The organism is Pseudomonas sp. FP2196, assembly GCF_030687715.1.
In the GTDB taxonomy this organism is placed as follows: Bacteria; Pseudomonadota; Gammaproteobacteria; order Pseudomonadales; family Pseudomonadaceae; genus Aquipseudomonas.
In genome coordinates this window covers 6,158,843-6,175,654 of record NZ_CP117445.1, presented here as the reverse complement: position 1 = coordinate 6,175,654, position 16,812 = coordinate 6,158,843, and the positions used below count along the sequence as shown (strand labels likewise).

General features: G+C 59.4%; 15 protein-coding genes. 8 read left to right on the top strand and 7 right to left on the bottom strand.

From position 1 onward, the window contains the following. Positions 1 to 136: 136 nt before the first annotated feature. Together zigA and PSH79_RS27785 are read left to right on the top strand one after the other, a co-directional pair. Positions 137 to 1,342 carry a zinc metallochaperone GTPase ZigA gene (gene zigA / locus PSH79_RS27790; protein ID WP_305440565.1) on the top strand — a complete coding sequence of 402 codons (1,206 nt, stop codon included), beginning with the start codon at positions 137 to 139 and terminating at the stop codon, positions 1,340 to 1,342. Further along, on the top strand, positions 1,342 to 1,992 hold the full coding sequence (locus PSH79_RS27785) for a DUF1826 domain-containing protein (RefSeq protein ID WP_305440563.1): 651 nt from the start codon (positions 1,342 to 1,344) through the stop codon (positions 1,990 to 1,992). Before zigA ends, PSH79_RS27785 begins: the two co-directional genes overlap by 1 nt. Before the next feature lie 4 nt (positions 1,993 to 1,996). On the opposite strand, the gene PSH79_RS27780 is transcribed toward PSH79_RS27785, so the two are convergent. After that, a complete protein-coding gene (locus tag PSH79_RS27780; RefSeq protein ID WP_305440562.1) occupies positions 1,997 to 2,353 on the bottom strand; it encodes an NADH:ubiquinone oxidoreductase in 357 nt (118 codons plus the stop codon). 28 nt (positions 2,354 to 2,381) lie between these two features. Here PSH79_RS27780 and PSH79_RS27775 point away from each other — a divergent pair, with 28 nt between their 5' ends. Beyond that, positions 2,382 to 3,353 carry a GTP-binding protein gene (locus tag PSH79_RS27775; RefSeq protein ID WP_305440561.1) on the top strand — a complete coding sequence of 324 codons (972 nt, stop codon included), beginning with the start codon at positions 2,382 to 2,384 and terminating at the stop codon, positions 3,351 to 3,353. A 1-nt stretch (position 3,354) separates the two neighbouring features. On the opposite strand, the gene PSH79_RS27770 is transcribed toward PSH79_RS27775, so the two are convergent. Beyond that, on the bottom strand, positions 3,355 to 3,768 hold the full coding sequence (locus PSH79_RS27770; protein ID WP_305440560.1) for a DUF3301 domain-containing protein: 414 nt from the start codon (positions 3,766 to 3,768) through the stop codon (positions 3,355 to 3,357). Positions 3,769 to 3,884: 116 nt separating this feature from the next. Between PSH79_RS27770 and pdxY the strand changes: the two genes are divergently transcribed. Beyond that, positions 3,885 to 4,757, top strand: coding sequence for a pyridoxal kinase PdxY (gene pdxY, locus PSH79_RS27765; RefSeq protein ID WP_305440559.1), 873 nt, complete (start codon positions 3,885 to 3,887; stop codon positions 4,755 to 4,757). Between the two features lie 101 nt (positions 4,758 to 4,858). Here pdxY and PSH79_RS27760 read toward each other — a convergent pair whose 3' ends face one another. Next, a complete protein-coding gene (locus PSH79_RS27760) occupies positions 4,859 to 5,341 on the bottom strand; it encodes an acyl-CoA thioesterase (protein WP_041073853.1) in 483 nt (160 codons plus the stop codon). Between the two features lie 280 nt (positions 5,342 to 5,621). Between PSH79_RS27760 and PSH79_RS27755 the strand changes: the two genes are divergently transcribed. Then, a complete protein-coding gene (locus PSH79_RS27755; protein ID WP_305440558.1) occupies positions 5,622 to 7,385 on the top strand; it encodes a cation:proton antiporter in 1,764 nt (587 codons plus the stop codon). Positions 7,386 to 7,406: 21 nt separating this feature from the next. Here PSH79_RS27755 and PSH79_RS27750 read toward each other — a convergent pair whose 3' ends face one another. The 3 genes from PSH79_RS27750 to uvrD form a co-directional block, all read right to left on the bottom strand. Beyond that, positions 7,407 to 7,814 (bottom strand): SMI1/KNR4 family protein, encoded by a 408-nt coding sequence (locus tag PSH79_RS27750; protein ID WP_129386777.1) that lies wholly within the window; start codon positions 7,812 to 7,814, stop codon positions 7,407 to 7,409. A gap of 138 nt (positions 7,815 to 7,952) precedes the next feature. Continuing rightward, positions 7,953 to 8,828: a Tim44 domain-containing protein gene (locus PSH79_RS27745; protein WP_095188670.1), complete on the bottom strand. Its 876-nt coding sequence runs from the start codon at positions 8,826 to 8,828 to the stop codon at positions 7,953 to 7,955. A gap of 289 nt (positions 8,829 to 9,117) precedes the next feature. Continuing rightward, positions 9,118 to 11,301, bottom strand: a complete 2,184-nt coding sequence (gene uvrD, locus PSH79_RS27740) for a DNA helicase II (RefSeq protein ID WP_187677183.1) — start codon at positions 11,299 to 11,301, stop codon at positions 9,118 to 9,120. A 256-nt stretch (positions 11,302 to 11,557) separates the two neighbouring features. On the opposite strand from uvrD, the gene PSH79_RS27735 reads away from it, so the two are divergent. The 3 genes from PSH79_RS27735 to PSH79_RS27725 all read left to right on the top strand — a co-directional run bounded on the left by PSH79_RS27735 (position 11,558) and on the right by PSH79_RS27725 (position 15,804). Further along, on the top strand, positions 11,558 to 14,431 hold the full coding sequence (locus PSH79_RS27735; protein ID WP_305440555.1) for a bifunctional diguanylate cyclase/phosphodiesterase: 2,874 nt from the start codon (positions 11,558 to 11,560) through the stop codon (positions 14,429 to 14,431). 127 nt (positions 14,432 to 14,558) lie between these two features. Further along, positions 14,559 to 15,425 (top strand): transcriptional regulator HexR, encoded by an 867-nt coding sequence (hexR, locus tag PSH79_RS27730; RefSeq protein WP_007962240.1) that lies wholly within the window; start codon positions 14,559 to 14,561, stop codon positions 15,423 to 15,425. Between the two features lie 175 nt (positions 15,426 to 15,600). Continuing rightward, complete coding sequence (locus tag PSH79_RS27725) at positions 15,601 to 15,804, top strand: PA3496 family putative envelope integrity protein (RefSeq protein ID WP_095188667.1); 204 nt, start codon at positions 15,601 to 15,603, stop codon at positions 15,802 to 15,804. On the opposite strand, the gene PSH79_RS27720 is transcribed toward PSH79_RS27725, so the two are convergent. After that, entirely contained in the window at positions 15,746 to 16,708 is a 963-nt protein-coding gene (locus PSH79_RS27720) for a LysR family transcriptional regulator (RefSeq protein WP_187677180.1), read from the bottom strand. The two genes, PSH79_RS27725 and PSH79_RS27720, sit on opposite strands and share 59 nt — an antisense overlap. Positions 16,709 to 16,812: the final 104 nt, after the last annotated feature.

Below are 16,812 nucleotides of genomic sequence, written 5' to 3'. Positions count from 1 at the left end.
ACTATAACATTAATTTGAACCAAGCCTGATTCAGCCGATTTCAAGCGTTTACCTTCTACGAACCATCGTATGAAGCCCAGAACGTCACGCGCTACGCAAAAGTGCAGATCGGTTGCTACCTGAAGAGGATTACCCAATGTCAGCCGCACTGCCCGTCACCGTTCTTTCCGGATTTCTCGGCGCTGGAAAAAGTACACTTTTGAATTACGTACTACGTAATCGCAATGGTTTGCGCGTAGCCGTTATCGTCAATGATATGAGTGAGATCAACATCGATGGCAGCGAAGTCCAGCGTGATGTCAGCCTGAACCGCGCAGAAGAAAAACTCGTGGAAATGAGCAACGGCTGTATTTGCTGTACGTTACGCGAAGACCTGCTCGAAGAAGTCAGCAAGCTCGCTCGCGAGGGTCGCTTCGATTACTTGCTGATCGAGTCCACCGGCATTTCCGAGCCGCTGCCGGTGGCAGAGACCTTCACCTTTCGCGATGAACAGGGACAAAGCCTCGCCGACATCGCGCGCCTGGACACTATGGTCACTGTAGTCGACGGCGTGAATTTCCTGCTCGACTACCAGGCTGCCGAAAGCCTCGCCTCTCGCGGTGAAACCCTGGGTGAAGAGGACGAACGCTCCATCACCGATTTGCTGATCGAGCAGATCGAGTTTGCCGATGTACTGCTCATCAGCAAGATTGATCTGATCAGCCAACATGAGCGTGAAGAGCTGATCGCCATCCTCAAACGCCTCAACGCCCACGCCGAAATCATTCCTATGGTGATGGGCGAAGTGCCGCTGGAGAAGATCCTCAACACCGGCCGTTTCGACTTCGAGAAAGCCGCGCAATCGCCCGGTTGGCTACAGGAGTTGCGCGGTGAGCACGTCGCGGAAACCGAGGAGTACGGCATTGCTTCCACCGCCTACCGCGCGCGCCGACCCTTTCACCCGCAGCGCTTCTTCAGCTTCATCGACCGCCCATGGCTGAACGGGAAACTGTTGCGCTCCAAAGGTTTCTTCTGGCTCGCGAGCAAGCCCACAGACGCAGGCAGTTGGTCGCAGGCGGGGGGGTTAATGCGCCATGGTTTTGCCGGGCGCTGGTGGCGGTTTGTGGAGAAAAACCAGTGGCCGCAGGATGAGGAAAGCACCGCCGCCATCATGGAAAACTGGACCCCGAGTGTCGGAGATTGTCGCCAGGAACTGGTTTTCATCGGCCAGAACATGAATTTCCTACAGCTCTCTGCCGAACTGGATGGGTGTCTGCTGACCGATGATGAAATGGCGATCGGCGTAGAAGGCTGGCGATTGCTGCCGGATCCGTTCGGCCCTTGGCACGAAGAGGCCGCCTGATGCTCGCATTGAAACTCCAGCAAAACCGCACACGCCATCAGCATCAAGGGCCGACGCCCGAAGTGCTGACAAGCATCCTTGAGGACGACACCAACCTCGCTGTCTGGCAGCGACATTTGCCGCTGCACATCGCCGATTTCGCTCACCTGCTGTTGTCACTCAACGAGCCTCTGGCCGAGTCGCTGTGCCTGGAGTTATCCGACGAGGAGGCAGAGCCGGATCTTACCGGGCTCGCCTTGGGATTTCGCGATCTGCAAGGCTATGACGGCTTTATCGCTGATCTGAAATGGCTCGTGAGTGCCTTCGCGTGTCTGCTCGGCGCCCGGCGGATCGGCCTGCGCCTGCGGGTATTGGATAAAGCCATGTGCCCACGCTTCCACGTCGATCATGTGCCGGTGCGGCTGATCACCACCTACGCGGGAGTCGGCAGCCAGTGGCTCAGGGAAGGCGCAATGGATCGTCAACAACTGGGCCAGGCCAACGCCGAGCCTCAGGAAGCAGGGCAGATCCAGCAACTCGCAAGCGCTGATGTGGCGTTATTGAAAGGCGAAAAATGGCACGGGAATGAAGGCTACGGCCTGATCCATCGCTCGCCGCAACCGGTTCCCGGCGAGCGCCGGCTGATGCTGACCCTGGACTGGCTTGGCTAACGGCTCAAGGCTTGAGCCATGTGCCCTGGCTCTGGCTTTCGCAGTAAGGTTTCAGATACGCGGCATCGGAGGCGACGCCGTAATAGTGGATGTCCTGGCGATAGGGCATATTGGCGACTTGCGCGTTGCTGCACACGCCGAAAGCACCGGTCGGGCATTGATCGACGTACTGTACGTCGACTTTTTGCCCGGCCAGCGTTGGCTGGCAGAAGCCGTCGTTGAACAGTTTTACCGGGATGTTGCGGTTCTGCTGGCAGACTTTCACGTCGACCCTCTCGCCCTGACTGTGCACAACACAGGCTTGGGCCAACACTTCGCTCGACAGCACCATCAACAGCAACGACCATCCCATCCAACGCATCTTCGACTTCCTCAGAAAAATGCCCACCATGTTGCAGAACATTCCTACTCATGTCATCGCAGGCCCGTTGGGCGCTGGCAAGACCAGTCTGATTCGCCAACTCATGGCGCAACGGCCGGCCGGCGAGCGCTGGGCGGTGCTGATTAATGAGTTCGGCCAGATCGGCCTCGACGCCGCACTGCTGACCCGCGACGGCGATGGTATCGCACTGGGCGAAGTGGCCGGGGGCTGCTTGTGTTGCGTCAATGGTGCGCCGTTCCAGATCGGCCTCGGGCGGTTGCTGCGCAAGGCGAAGCCGGATCGGCTGTTTATCGAACCATCCGGGTTGGGCCATCCGGCGCAATTACTCAAGCAACTGAGCGAAGCGCCATGGCAGGGGGTTCTCGCAGTTCAGCCGTGTGTGTTGGTTCTGGATGCTCAATCGCTAAGCGCGGGGAGAGCGCTGCCGGCTGCGCAACAGCAAGCGATGGCCAGCGCCGGTTTGTTGTTGCTGAACAAGGCTGAAAGCCTGGATGAGGCCGTCCGACAGAAAATATCCAGTCAGTTACCACCGGTCAGGCTGATCTGGACGCAACAGGCGCAACTGTCCTTGAGCGAACTGCCAGGTCTGGCCATTCAAGCGGTAGCAGGTGTTGATAACTGGGTCGTGCCCAAAGGACTGGCGCAGATGCCGACAGTCTGGAGCGATCCGACCCAACCCATTTGCCTGAGTCAGGCGCAGGAGGGCGGTTGGAGTATCGGATGGCGCTGGCATTCGAGCCAGCAGTTCGACACGCAGCGACTGGCCGTTTGGCTTGAAAGTTTTTTGTGGGCAAGGGCCAAACTGGTTATCCGCAGTGCGGACGGTTGGGTTTCGGCGAATGCGCTGGATAACTCAACGTTGAACTGGACAGCCAGCGAATGGCGCAAGGACTCGCGGATCGAGCTGATCTTCGCCGATCCGCAAAATATCGATCAATTACAGGCTGGACTGGCGCACTGCCGAATACAGGCGGGCTGACTCACGGCTTCCACTTGGTATGTTCCTGCCGCCACTGACTCAGCTCGATCACTTCAGCCCGAGGCTTATGCACCTCAACCACTGGCGGCGTGTCGTCGAACGGTGCCGGGTAGGGCGCCAATTCAATCTGCGCACTGTGGGCGCCAAATTGAGTGATGGTGCCGTTGTGCCGGGTTTCGCCGGTCACGGTGAACTCGAAGTTATAGATCCGCGCCAGGCGTCGCCGACCATTGGCATCCTTGATCAAACCAATTTTCTTCAACGCGACGTTCCCGTCCAGCAGCTCCACGCCGACGTTGATGCAATGCTGTTTGACCCGCTCCAGCGCACGCTCGCGCAAGCCGTGGTTGTGCCAAAGCCACGCACCGGCGGCGGCGAACAGCATCAGCACAAAGATGTTTTCGAGGGTCAGCATCAACAGGAAACTCCAAAAGATAGTGCCAGCTTAACTGCGTCGCCGGTCTGTCGTACAGGCTGCGTTTCGTCGCATACTGCGCGGCTTGAATTTCAATCGTTTTACGGAAAACCCGAATGAAACGTACGCCTCATCTGCTCGCCATTCAGTCCCATGTGGTGTTCGGCCACGCCGGTAACAGCGCCGCTGTATTTCCGATGCAGCGGGTCGGGGTGAATGTCTGGCCGCTCAACACCGTGCAGTTTTCCAACCACACCCAGTACGGCCAATGGACCGGCGAAGTGCTGGCGCCGCAGCAGATTCCCGAGCTGGTCGAAGGTATCGCGGCCATTGGTGAGCTGGGCAACTGTGACGCGGTGCTGTCCGGTTACCTGGGCAGCGCAGCGCAGGGCCGGGCGATTCTCAGCGGTGTTGCACGCATCAAGTCGGTCAACCCGAAGGCTCTCTATCTGTGCGACCCGGTGATGGGCCACCCGGAAAAGGGTTGCAGCGTACCGGCCGAGGTCAGTGATTTCCTGCTGGAAGAAGCGGCGGCCGTAGCTGACTTCATGTGCCCGAACCAACTGGAGCTGGACAGCTTCTCCGGGCGCAAGCCGCAGTCGTTGTTCGATTGCCTGGCGATGGCGCGAGCGCTGCTGGCGCGCGGGCCGAAAGCGGTGCTGGTCAAGCATCTGGATTACCCGGGCAAACCGGCGGAGGCTTTCGAGATGTTGTTGGTGACTGCCGAGGGCAGTTGGCATCTGCGCCGTCCGCTGCTGGCGTTTCCGCGTCAGCCAGTGGGTGTGGGCGATCTGACGTCTGGCCTGTTTCTGGCGCGTGTGCTGCTGGGTGACAGCCTGGTGGCCGCGTTCGAGTTCACGGCGGCGGCGGTGCATGAGGTGTTGCTGGAGACTCAAGCGTGCGCCAGTTATGAGCTGCAACTGGTACGGGCGCAGGATCGGATTGCGCATCCACGGGTGAAGTTCGAGGCTACACCGATCAGTCTTTAATCGTTTAAAAGCGAAAAGATCGCAGCCTGCGGCAGCTCCTACAGGGTGGACGTTAATCCTCTGTAGGTGCTGCCGCAGGCTGCGATCTTTTACTTTGGATTTCAGGCGTCGCCCTTGATCTCCTGGTAACGCTTTTCCAGCTCCTGACGAATCTGCCGACGTTGCTGGGCCTGCATATAGCGGCGCTTGTCTTCGCTGTTCTGGGGCTGCAGCGGCGGCACTGGAGCCGGTTTTCGCTGATCGTCAACCGCGACCATGGTGAAGAAGCAGCTATTGGTGTGGCGTACCGAGCGCTCGCGGATGTTTTCGGTCACCACTTTGATACCGACTTCCATCGACGTGTTGCCGGTGTAGTTGACCGACGCCAGAAAGGTCACCAGTTCGCCGACATGGATCGGCTCACGGAAAATCACCTGATCCACCGACAGTGTCACCACGTAGCGGCCGGCATAACGGCTCGCGCAGGCATAGGCCACTTCGTCGAGGTATTTGAGCAGGGTACCGCCGTGGACATTGCCAGAGAAGTTGGCCATGTCGGGGGTCATCAGTACCGTCATCGACAGCTGGGCGTTTCCGGGTTCCATAACGTTCTCACGGATCAAGGCGGGTTTGCTGGAAGCACCTCTGCGGGTGCCTGGTCGCTTTTCAAAAGTACCGTTATCGGGACGCCGCGCGACGAACCGCCGTCACGCCGGGATCGATCTGTTTCCTTATATTGCACCGCCTTCCTGCCGGAAGTCGCGGTGTTACCCTGCAAAAGCCCGCCTCAAGGGCAATTCCCACACGAAAAGCGGATTTTTACCCAGCTCGCTCAGACTTTTCTGCTGTCTGACTGCGAGCCTCGTCATTCAAGGAGACCACGCCATGCATGCCATCAGTTTTATTCAGGACCTGGCAGTGATCATGCTGGTCGCAGGTGTGGTAACCGTGTTGTTCCACCGTTTCAAACAGCCAGTGGTGCTGGGCTACATCGTCGCCGGGTTTATCATCGGCCCGCACACCCCGCCGTTCGGCCTCATCCACGACGAAGAAACCATCAAGACCCTCGCCGAACTGGGGGTGATTTTCCTGATGTTCTGCCTCGGCCTGGAGTTCAGCCTGCGCAAGCTGTTCAAGGTCGGCGCCACGGCATTTATCGCGGCGTTCCTAGAAATCGTGCTGATGATCTGGATCGGCTACGAAATCGGCCGCTGGTTCGACTGGAACACCATGGATTCGCTGTTCCTCGGTGCGATTCTGGCCATTTCGTCGACCACCATCATCGTCAAGGCCCTCAACGATCTGAAGATGAAGAACGAGCGCTTCGCGCAGTTGATCTTCGGCGTATTGATCGTCGAGGACATCCTCGGCATCGGCATCATCGCCTTGCTGTCGAGTATCGCGGTCAGCGGCACTGTCAGCTCCGGCGAAGTGTTTTCCACGGTCGGCAAGCTGTCGCTGTTCATGATTGTCGCGCTGGTGATTGGCATTCTGCTGGTGCCGCGCCTGTTGGCCTACGTCGCCAAATTCGAAAGCAACGAGATGCTGCTCATCACCGTGTTGGGCCTGTGTTTCGGTTTCTGCCTATTGGTGGTCAAGCTCGAATACAGCATGGTGCTGGGGGCGTTCCTGATCGGCGCGATCATGGCCGAGTCGCGACAACTGCTGAAGATCGAACGGCTGATCGAGCCGGTTCGTGACCTGTTCAGCGCAATTTTCTTCGTCGCCATCGGCCTGATGCTCGACCCGATGATTCTCCTGCAATACGCGTGGCCGATTGCGGTGATCACCGTCGCCGTGGTGCTCGGCAAGATGCTGTCCTGCGGACTTGGTGCCTTTATCGCCGGCAATGACGGACGAACCTCACTGCGGGTAGGGATGGGGCTTTCACAGATTGGCGAATTTTCCTTCATCATCGCCGCGCTGGGCATGACCTTGCAGGTCACCAGCAACTTCCTCTATCCGGTGGCCGTGGCAGTCTCGGTAATCACCACACTGCTGACGCCGTACCTGATTCGCGCGGCGGATCCGCTGTCGATCAAGCTGTCTGCCGCCATGCCCAAGCCTCTCGCACGGGTATTCGGAATGTACGGCGAATGGCTGCGCAGCATCCAGCCGCAAGGCGAGAGCGCCATGCTGGCGTCGATGATCCGGCGGATTCTGTTGCAGGTCGGGGTCAATCTGGCGCTGGTGATTGCGATCTTCTTTGCCGGCGCGTATTTCGCCGAGCGCATCTCGCTGTCGCTGCAAGACTGGATCAGTGATCCGAGCTGGCAGAAGGCGTTGATCTGGGGCGGGGCATTGCTGGTGTCGCTGCCGTTCTTGATCGCCGCCTATCGCAAGCTCAAGGCGCTGTCGATGCTGCTGGCGGAAATGGGCGTGAAGCCGGAGATGGCCGGGCGGCACACGCAGCGAGTGCGTCGGGTGATCTCAGAAGTGATCCCGATTCTCTCGCTGCTGGTGATTTTCCTGCTGCTGGCAGCCTTGTCGGCCAGTATCTTGCCGACCAACAAGTTGCTGGTGCTGATCGCCGTGGTCGCGGCCGCCGTGGCGGCGCTGCTCTGGCGATGGTTCATCCGCGTGCATACGCGGATGCAGGTGGCCTTGCTGGAAACCCTCGACAACCACAAGGAGTCGTCGGGGCACTGACCACCCGGGGCGTTTGGCCAATCAGCTTTCCAGCCAGACGTCCCGCGCCCAGTGCCAGACCGATTCCCAGGTTTCTTCGGCAATCAGCTCTTCTTCGGCCTGCCACAACACCACAGTGCCGTCTTCTTCGACGCAGTAGTAATCATCGCCGTCCTGACAGATCGGGATCAGACCGCGATCTACACCGACATCCCAAGCGTTGGCGGCAACATCCGGCAAGTAGGTGTGGGATTGTGGATCGGTAACCGTTACCGGTTCGAGACTGCCGTAAACCACATCGCTGACGGTCAGCAAAAACTCTTTGAAGACAAACGGAATGTCGATGAACAGTTGTTCTTCGATTTCGACCAGCAAGTCTTCGTCAGGCAACTCCAGTGGAACCGGTACGGGTTCGTTGGCTTCGCGCAGTTGTTCGATGATTTCTTCCACGTCCGGGATCCTCTTGCTTGAATGGCGCGGTTTATATGGGCCGGTTTATACAGTAGCTCGCTATAGATGCAACCGCGAAATAGAAAAACCCCGGACAAGTCCGGGGTTTTCGTTACCGCATGCTCAAGACAGAGGGTATCAGCCGTTCTGGCGGATACCAGCCACCAGCCAAGGCTGGTTGTCGCCCTGCGGACGCTCCATGTTCCAGCTTTCGCTGAACACTTCGCCCTGATCGAAACGCGAGGTCTTCGATACACCGCTGAAGGTCAGGGTGGCGATGGTCTTGTCCGCACGGTCATCCACGCCATCCAGTTGCACCTGGAGATTGTCGATATAGGTCGATTGGAAAGCGTCGCCCAGATCCGCACGCTCACGCTTGAGGAATTCAAGCATTTGCGGGGTCACGAACTCGGCGATCTTGTCCATTTCGTTGGCGTCCCAGTGCTGCTGCAGCGACTGGAAGTGGCTACGGGCTGCTTCAAGGAAGTTCTGTTCGTTGAACCAGGCCGGTGCGTTGATTACCGGACGGGCGGCGGCAGGTGCAGCCGAACCACCGAAGATCGAACCCATGCCGGCAGGCTTTTGTTCGAACACTTCACGCTGCATTGGCGCGCCGGCCGGAGCCAGGTGCTCCTGCTGCTTGCGACGACGAGCGGCGATGAAGCGGAAGATCACGAACGCGATCACGGCCATGATCAGGATGTCGAAGATCTGCATACCCTGGAAGCCGCCGCCCATGAACATGGAAGCGAGCAGACCACCGGCGGCGATGCCGGCCAGAGGGCCGAGCCATTTCGAAGCGCCGCCAGCCTTGGCAGCAGCGCCAGCGGCACCGGCAGCACCAGCGGTCGCTGCAGCGCCGCCCACGCCTGGAGAAGAAGGAGCCATCTGGCTGGTCTGGTGCGTCGGCGCAGCGCCGGCGCTTTTGCCACCACCAAAGCGCTTGGCGTTGGCGTCGAGGCTCATCGTCAGGCCGATGCACAACGCCATGGCGATGCTAAGAAAACGTTTCATAAAGGGAATTCCCGTTTGTGGAGACACGCGCGCCATGTTGCACAGCTGAACTGTTGCTGGCTAGCGAGAGAGTGTTTCGGGCTTTTGCCTGACAGGTTACGTTCAGCTCGGTCGCGGCAATAAGACCATTTACTTTTGGCTGTAGGAAAAGTCGATAGGTTCAGAAAGAAAGCAATCCCTGTGGGAGCGAGCCTGCTCGCGAAATCGGTGTGTCATTCAGCTAAATTGTTGGCTGACACGACCTCTTCGCGAGCAGGCTCGCTCCTACACAAAGCAATCGAGCAAAGCTTCAGATCGCTTCCAGCTTCGCGTAACCCAGCATCAGCCACTTGCTGCCTTCGCTGAAGTTCACCTGCACCCGAGCCTGGGCCCCGGCGCCTTCGAAGTTGAGGATCACGCCCTCGCCAAAGATTGAGTGACGCACAGCCTGACCCAGGCTGAAGCCGGTTTCCGGAATCTCGCTGCCGCTGAACAGGTTGCTGCCGCTCATCGACTGGTTGCCGCCGAATGGTCGGCTGACGCTGTTCGACAGGCGCACTTCCTGAATCAGTCCTTTCGGCACTTCGCGGACGAAACGCGAGACCTTGTTGTAGGTTTCACTGCCGTACAGCCGCCGGGTTTCGGCATAGGTCATCACCAGATTCTGCATCGCCCGGGTGATGCCGACGTAGGCCAGGCGCCGTTCTTCTTCAAGACGTCCGGGTTCTTCCAGGCTCATCTTGTGCGGGAACAGGCCTTCTTCCATGCCCACCAGGAACACGTAGGGGAATTCCAGACCTTTGGCGCTGTGCAGGGTCATCAACTGGATGCTGTCTTCGTGTTCGTCGGCCTGAGTGTCGCCGGCCTCCAGCGAAGCGTGGCCGAGGAACGCCGCCAGTGGCGTCAGTTCTTCGTCTTCTTCGGTGTTCTCGAAGTTGCGCGCGGCGCTGACCAGTTCCTCAAGGTTTTCCACCCTGGCCTGGCCCTTCTCGCCTTTTTCCGCTTCGTGGTAGGCGATCAGGCCGGACTGCTCGATGACGGTTTGCGTCATCAAATGCAGCGGCATCTCCATGCACTTGGCAGCGAGGTTTTCGATCAGCTCGATAAACGCGCCGAGTGCACCGGCCGCGCGACCGGTCAGGCCTTTATTGGCGACCAGTTGGCGCATCGCTTCCCACATCGACACATCGCTGTGGCGTGCATGCTCGCGAATGGCTTCGACGGTTTTCTCACCGATGCCGCGCGCCGGGACGTTGATCACCCGCTCCAGCGCCGCATCGTTGCCGCGACCTTCGAGCAATCGCAGGTACGCCATGGCGTTCTTGATTTCCGCCCGCTCAAAGAAGCGCTGGCCGCCATAGATGCGGTACGGAATGCGCTCGCGCAGTAAAGCTTCTTCCAAAACGCGGGATTGGGCGTTGGAGCGGTACAGAATCGCGATATCGCTGCGTGCCAAGCCGGTTTTCAGCGCGCTTTCGATGGTTTCGACAACGTAGCGTGCTTCGTCGTGTTCGTTGAACGCGGCGTACAGGTTGATCGCTTCGCCGTCGCCGCCGTCGGTCCACAGCTCCTTGCCGAGACGGCCGGTGTTGTTGGCGATGAGGGCGTTGGCCGCTTTGAGGATGCCGGCGGTGGAGCGGTAGTTCTGCTCCAGACGGATGGTCTCGGCGTCCGGGAAGTCGGACGAATACTGATGAATGTTCTCGATTTTCGCGCCACGCCAGCCGTAGATCGACTGGTCATCGTCACCGACCACCATCAGGCTGTCGCCGCCCTTGCCGAGCAGACGCAACCAGGCGTACTGCACGGCGTTGGTGTCCTGGAACTCGTCCACCAGAATGTGCCGGAAGCGTTTCTGATAGTGCGCCAGCAGGCCCGGGTGATCACGCCACAAATCGAGGGCGCGCAGCAGCAGTTCGGAGAAGTCGATGACGCCGGCGCGCAGGCAAGCAGCCTCGTAAGCCTCATAAATGCCGCGCATGGTGGCCAGGTACAAGTCGCCGCTGGCCTGAATGTGTTGCGGACGCAGACCTTCGTCTTTCTGCCCGTTGATGAACCACTGGGCCTGACGGGCCGGCCAGCGCTGTTCGTCCAGACCCAGCTCGCGGATCACCCGCTTGACCAGCCGTTGCTGGTCATCGCTGTCGAGAATCTGGAAAGTCTGGCTCAAGCCCGCTTCCTGCCAGTGCGCCCGCAACAAGCGGTGCGCCAGGCCGTGGAAGGTGCCGACCCACATGCCGGCCGGGTTAAGGCCCAGCAACTGCTCGATGCGGTGACGCATCTCGGCAGCCGCCTTGTTGGTGAAGGTCACCGACAAAATGGAGTGGGGCGAGGCGTTTTCGACCTGGATCAACCAGGCGATACGGTGCACCAGCACTCGGGTTTTACCGGAGCCAGCACCGGCCAGGACCAACTGACGGCCAACGGGGGCAGCTACGGCCTGGCGTTGGGCATCGTTGAGGGAGTTCAGCAGAAGGGAGAGATCATCGCGCATCGGGGCATTCTAGGGTGCGCCGCAGGCCCGGGCAAACCGAGCTTTGCATTAGCCGATGAAACTGCTGCCAGTGACGACCGGTCGGTCACCGGCTGCAGGCGTCAGCCCGCCTCGCTCTGCGGGTTTTGTCGGCTTCACGGGGGCGAAAAGTTTCGCTGAAATTATGATTCGGGGCAGTTTGGCAAAGGGGTTGGCTTGTGTATGCTCCGTCCACGTTTCGGGCGCACGCCCTCCTATAAGAACAAGAACGTTGCCCATGACCCTCAGCGCCGAACTGTCGGGCCCCTCTGTGGAACCCCGGGTTATCCGCAAGCACTATGCCGTCGAAATGGCGGTCGAGCGCACGCGCCTGCTGTATCAGGGCTCCCTGTTGCCTACCCTTTTCATGTTGATCAATGGTCTGGTCTGCGCCGGTTTGCTTTGGAGCCCGCAGCGCTACTTCGTGGTCAGCGTCTGGCTGGTGTGGCTGTTGTCGCTGGTGGCGCTGCGGGTGATTCAGGTCGCGGCGTTCGACTCGGCGATCCCTGATCGTCAGGCCCAGCCGATCTGGTTTCGCATGTTTCTGATCGGTTCGACCATGACCGGGTTGACTCTGGCCGGAGCCGGCATCGCCCTCGTGCCCGCCGACAACTTCATGCAGCAGGCCTGGGTGTTCGGCCTGATCGGCGCGGCGACCCTGTCAGCCAGCGTCGCCTATGCGGTGAGCCTGCCGGCGTTTCTGTCCTTCACTTTGCCCTGTCTGCTGCCGGCGATTGGTTTTCTGTTCTGGGGCGGTGATGACATGGCGCGGGGTTGGGGCTGGCTCGGGTTGATCCTGCTGGGCTCTCTGAGCGTGGTGGCTTGGCAGGTCAATCGGCTGATTGATCGTGGCTTGTTACGGCGTTTTCAGAATCAGCACTTGATCGAACACCTGCAACAGGCGCAAGCACGCAGCGAGCAGCTTAATCAGGAGCTGGCCAAAGAAATCGAGCACCGCCGCTGTGCCGAGGGCAAATTGCGCGAAGCGCAGGTTGAGCTGGAAGACCGCGTTGCCCTGCGCAGCCGCGAACTGGATGCCGCCAATCAGGCCTTGAGCAAAAGCGAAGCGCGTCTGGCGCTGGCGTTGAAGGCCAGTGAGTTGGGCTTGTGGGACTGGAACCTGCAAACCGACGAAGTCCATCACACGCAGATTCATGAACTGTTCGGCCTCGCACCGGAATACGTCACGGCGATCCTGCGCGACCTCAGGCCACGCCTGCACCCCGAAGACCTGCCGACACTCAAGCACGCGCTTGTCGAGCACCTGAAGGGCCGCACCGAGGACTATCAGATCGAATACCGCGTACGTCATGGCGATGGCCACTGGGTATGGATTGAAGACCGTGGTCGCGCCGTGGAGCGCAGCGAGAGCGGGCGGGTGATCCGCATGCTCGGCACGCGCCGCGACATCAGCGCCAGTAAACACCTTGAAGAGCAGCAACGACTGGCGGCAACGGTATTTGAAGCCGCCAGCGAAGGCATCGTGATCCTCGACCCGAACTATTCGTTGATTGCGATCAACCAAGCCTTCAGCCGAGTGACGGGTTACGACATCGACGACATGCTCGGGCGCAACGTCGTCGAGCTGCCGTGCAGTCGCGATGCCCGCCGCCATTACGTCGCGATCCGTCATGCGCTGGAGCAGCACGGCAGTTGGCAGGGCGAACTGGTGGAAACCCGCAAGAACGGCGAGTTGTATCCGCAGTGGCTGCAACTGAATGTGGTGCGTGATAGTCGGGGAAATGTCAGTCATATCGTCGGCTTCTTCGCCGATCTGTCGGCGCGACGCGAATCCGAAGAGCGCATGCGCTACCTGACCCATTACGACGAACTTACCGGGCTGGCCAACCGTTCACTGTTCCGCGAACGCCTGCACGAGGCGCATCAACGGGTGCGGCAGGGCGGTAGGCGCAGCCTGGCGTTGCTGCACATCAATCTCGATCGCTTCAAACTGCTTAACGACAGCCTCGGCCATGAAATCGCTGACCAGTTGTTGCAGAAAATGGCCCGGCGACTGGTCAACGCCTTACCGGAAGCCGACACCATTGCCCGGCTGTCCGGTGACGAATTTGCGGTGTTGTTCGATGCTTACGGCAACCTGTCGAGTCTGGCCCGCGTCGCCACGCGGCTGTCGTCCAAGCTGCGGCTGCCGCTGACGGTAGAAGGGCATGAGCTGGTGGTCAGCGCTTCAATGGGCATCAGCCTGTTGCCGGATAACGCCCGGGAGATTTCCGCACTGGTCAGTCAATCGAACATGGCCATGCAACATGCCAAACACTTGGGCGGCAATAACTTCCAGTTCTACACCGAGAGCTTGCAAGCCAGCACGCTGGAGCGTTTGCAGCTGGAAAACCAGTTGCGCAAAGCCATCGATGACAAGCAGTTGAAGGTGTTTTATCAGCCGAAGCTGTGCCTGGAAACCGGGCGCCTGAATGCGGCGGAGGCGCTGGTGCGCTGGGATCATCCGACCATGGGTCGGGTGCCGCCGGGGGACTTCATCGGGTTGGCCGAGGAAACCGGTCTGATCGGCCCGATCGGTGAATTCGTACTGCGTCAGGCCTGCTGGCAGGCATGCGAATGGCAACGTCAGGGGCTGGCGCCGATCCGTGTGTCGGTGAACCTGTCGGTGCATCAGTTGCGCCAAGGCAAACTGGTCAGTCTGGTCCGGCAGGTGCTGGAGGAAACCGGTCTGGCGCCGCACTACCTTGAGCTTGAACTGACCGAAAGCCAATTGCTCGACAGCGTTGAGCACATCATCGCGACCTTCCAGCAACTGCGCGATCTGGGCGTGAAGCTGGCCATCGACGATTTTGGCACCGGCTATTCGTCATTGAGTTATCTCAAGCGGATTCCGGTGGATTACGTGAAGATCGATCAGGCGTTTATTCGCGGTTTGGGCGAGGGCAGTGAAGATGCGGCGATCACCCGTGCGATCATTGCCATGGCCCATGGACTGTCGCTGAAAGTGGTGGCCGAAGGCGTCGAACGGCAAGAGCAGCTAGAGTTTTTGCGTGCGGAGCGTTGCGATGAAGTGCAGGGTTATCTGATCAGTCGGCCGGTGGAGGCCGCCGGTCTGGCCGGGCTTTTGCGCGAACAGGGACATCCGCTTTAAGGGCTACATGCACCCCATCGCGCCTGATATGGGGACATGGAGTTACGCATTGAGCAGGCAAAAAGCCAATTCATGTAGTATAACTACAAGCTTGCTACATCCCCGACCATAAGAAGAGTCCAGCCCCTTGAATCTGCTGCAACACATCGCCCAGTCACGTCACCTGTTACGCAAGTCGGAGCTCAAGGTCGCCGACCACGTGCTGCTTGACCCTGCGGCAGTGATGCACAGTTCCATGGCTGACCTGGCGCACAGCGTTGGCATCAGTGAGCCAACCATCGTGCGCTTCTGTCGCGCCATCGGTTGTTCGGGTTTTCAGGATCTGAAACTGAAACTGGCGCAGAGCCTGGCCGCCGGTGCCAGTTTTGGCCAGTTCGCGATCCACGAAGACGACTCGGTCGCCGATTACAGCCTGAAAATTTTCGACACAACCCTGCACACCTTGATGGAGGTTCGCGAGAAGCTCGATCCGGTGGAGTTGCAGCGCGCGGTGACCCTGATGTCCCAGGCGCAGCGTGTCGAGTTCTACGGCTTTGGCGCGTCGGGCGCGGTGGCAGCCGATGCGCAGCACAAGTTCTTCCGTTTGCTGCTGACCGCAGCGGCGTATTCCGATCCGCACATGCAGGCGATGTCGGCAGTGACGCTGAAACCGACCGACGTGGCGATCTGCATTTCCCAGTCCGGGCGTTCGAAAGATCTGCTGATCACTGCCAATCTGGTGCGTGAGAGCGGTGCGTCGCTGATCACCTTGTGCCCGAGCCAGACGCCGTTGGCGGAATTGTCGACGGTCAACCTCGCAATCGATGTTCACGAAGACACTGAAATCTATACGCCGCTGACGTCGCGCATTGCTCACCTGGTGGTGATCGACGTGCTGGCGATGGGCGTGGCCATGGCGCGGGGTCCGAGCCTGGTCAACCACCTCAAGAGCGTGAAGCGCAGTCTGCGTAGCCTTCGACTGTCCCCGAAAGCCGTGAAGGCTCTCGACGATTAAGATCAAAAGATCGCTGCCTTCGGCAGCTCCTACAGAGATCGGTGTAGGAGCTGCCGAAGGCTGCGATCTTTTGCTTTTCGATGGAAATTTTCATCGCACTGTCATCCAGCCGCCGCCAAACCGTCATCCCTCCCGCCTATCGTGAAACTCCCGTAAACGCCTTGGGAGACTCGAAATGGCTCAGCCTTACGAAGAACGCAACAGCGCCGCGAAAACCCGTCGTCAGCAGGAAGACCAGCGCCGCATGGAATTTCGCCGCGCGATCGAAGATCGCTTCGAACTCCGTCAGCTTCAGGCCGAAATCGGCGACTTTCCCGAGATCAATCACTGGCAGGCAGCACCGGCAGCTTCCCGTCGAAGCGCTCAACCAGCGCGCTGATCTGTACCCGTTCGCTACGGATAAACGCCAGGAAGGCGTGCGCCACCGGTGACAGCCGTTTGGCCTTGGCTTGCACCAGGCACCAGCTACGGAACAGCGGCAACTCCTCGACCGGCAACTCGACCAGGCCGCCGGTCGCCAGCTCCAGGTTCAGGGCGTGGCGCGTCAACAGCGCCAGGCCCAGACCCGCCACCACGCATTCACGCTGAGCTTCGGCCGAGGCCACTTCCTGGGTCTGGGTGAAGTGCACGCGTTTCTCTTTGAAGTATTCCTCGCAGGCCAGTCGCGTGCCTGAACCGGGTTCGCGGATCAGCAACGTGTACGGTTCAAGATCCTGCAAGCGCAGCGGCCCCATGTGTGCCAGCGGATGATCCGGGCGCGCCGTGGCCACGATAGGGTTGTTCAAGAACGGCAGAAATTCCAGACCCATGTCCTGCGGCACCATCGACATGATCACCAGATCGTCGCGGTTGTCCGAGAGACGCCGGATTACCTGGCCGCGGTTGACCACGGTCAATTGCAGATTCACTTCCGGATGTTGGCGCTTGAACGCGGCGAACAGGTGCGGCACGAAGTACTTGGCGCTCGATTCCACCGCCAGTTTCAGCTGACCCTGCAAAGAACCCTGCATGTCCGACAGCTGCATATCGAGGTTTTCCAAGCGCCCGAAAATGTCTCGACTGGCCCGTTGAAGTGCCTCGGCAGCTTCGGTCATGTAGAGTTTTTTGCCGACATAGTCGAACAATGGCTGCCCGATCAGCTCTTCCAACTGACGAATCTGTAGGCTGACGGCCGGTTGTGTGAGAGACATTTCATCGGCTGCGCGGCTGTAAGAACGTAAGTCGCAGACTTCGTTGAAAATCTGCAACTGACGCAATGTCATACGCATCAAGGACTTACGCATTTTTTACAAGCTCTGAACGCTAGATGATGCGCTGACTATAAGTCTTTACTTATGGCTAACCCAATTTTTATTCATTTTTGTTAATCCCTTGTGGGCGCTAGTGT

What these genes read in the sequence shown, in the direction of transcription:
- zigA (WP_305440565.1), top strand. Translation starts at nt 137, where the DNA reads ATGTCAGCCGCACTGCCCGTCACCGTTCTTTCCGGATTTCTCGGCGCT.
- PSH79_RS27785 (WP_305440563.1), top strand. Translation starts at nt 1,342, where the DNA reads ATGCTCGCATTGAAACTCCAGCAAAACCGCACACGCCATCAGCATCAA.
- PSH79_RS27780 (WP_305440562.1), bottom strand. Translation starts at nt 2,353, where the DNA reads ATGCGTTGGATGGGATGGTCGTTGCTGTTGATGGTGCTGTCGAGCGAA.
- PSH79_RS27775 (WP_305440561.1), top strand. Translation starts at nt 2,382, where the DNA reads ATGTTGCAGAACATTCCTACTCATGTCATCGCAGGCCCGTTGGGCGCT.
- PSH79_RS27770 (WP_305440560.1), bottom strand. Translation starts at nt 3,768, where the DNA reads ATGCTGACCCTCGAAAACATCTTTGTGCTGATGCTGTTCGCCGCCGCC.
- pdxY (WP_305440559.1), top strand. Translation starts at nt 3,885, where the DNA reads ATGAAACGTACGCCTCATCTGCTCGCCATTCAGTCCCATGTGGTGTTC.
- PSH79_RS27760 (WP_041073853.1), bottom strand. Translation starts at nt 5,341, where the DNA reads ATGGAACCCGGAAACGCCCAGCTGTCGATGACGGTACTGATGACCCCC.
- PSH79_RS27755 (WP_305440558.1), top strand. Translation starts at nt 5,622, where the DNA reads ATGCATGCCATCAGTTTTATTCAGGACCTGGCAGTGATCATGCTGGTC.
- PSH79_RS27745 (WP_095188670.1), bottom strand. Translation starts at nt 8,828, where the DNA reads ATGAAACGTTTTCTTAGCATCGCCATGGCGTTGTGCATCGGCCTGACG.
- uvrD (WP_187677183.1), bottom strand. Translation starts at nt 11,301, where the DNA reads ATGCGCGATGATCTCTCCCTTCTGCTGAACTCCCTCAACGATGCCCAA.
- PSH79_RS27735 (WP_305440555.1), top strand. Translation starts at nt 11,558, where the DNA reads ATGACCCTCAGCGCCGAACTGTCGGGCCCCTCTGTGGAACCCCGGGTT.
- PSH79_RS27725 (WP_095188667.1), top strand. Translation starts at nt 15,601, where the DNA reads ATGGCTCAGCCTTACGAAGAACGCAACAGCGCCGCGAAAACCCGTCGT.
- PSH79_RS27720 (WP_187677180.1), bottom strand. Translation starts at nt 16,708, where the DNA reads ATGCGTAAGTCCTTGATGCGTATGACATTGCGTCAGTTGCAGATTTTC.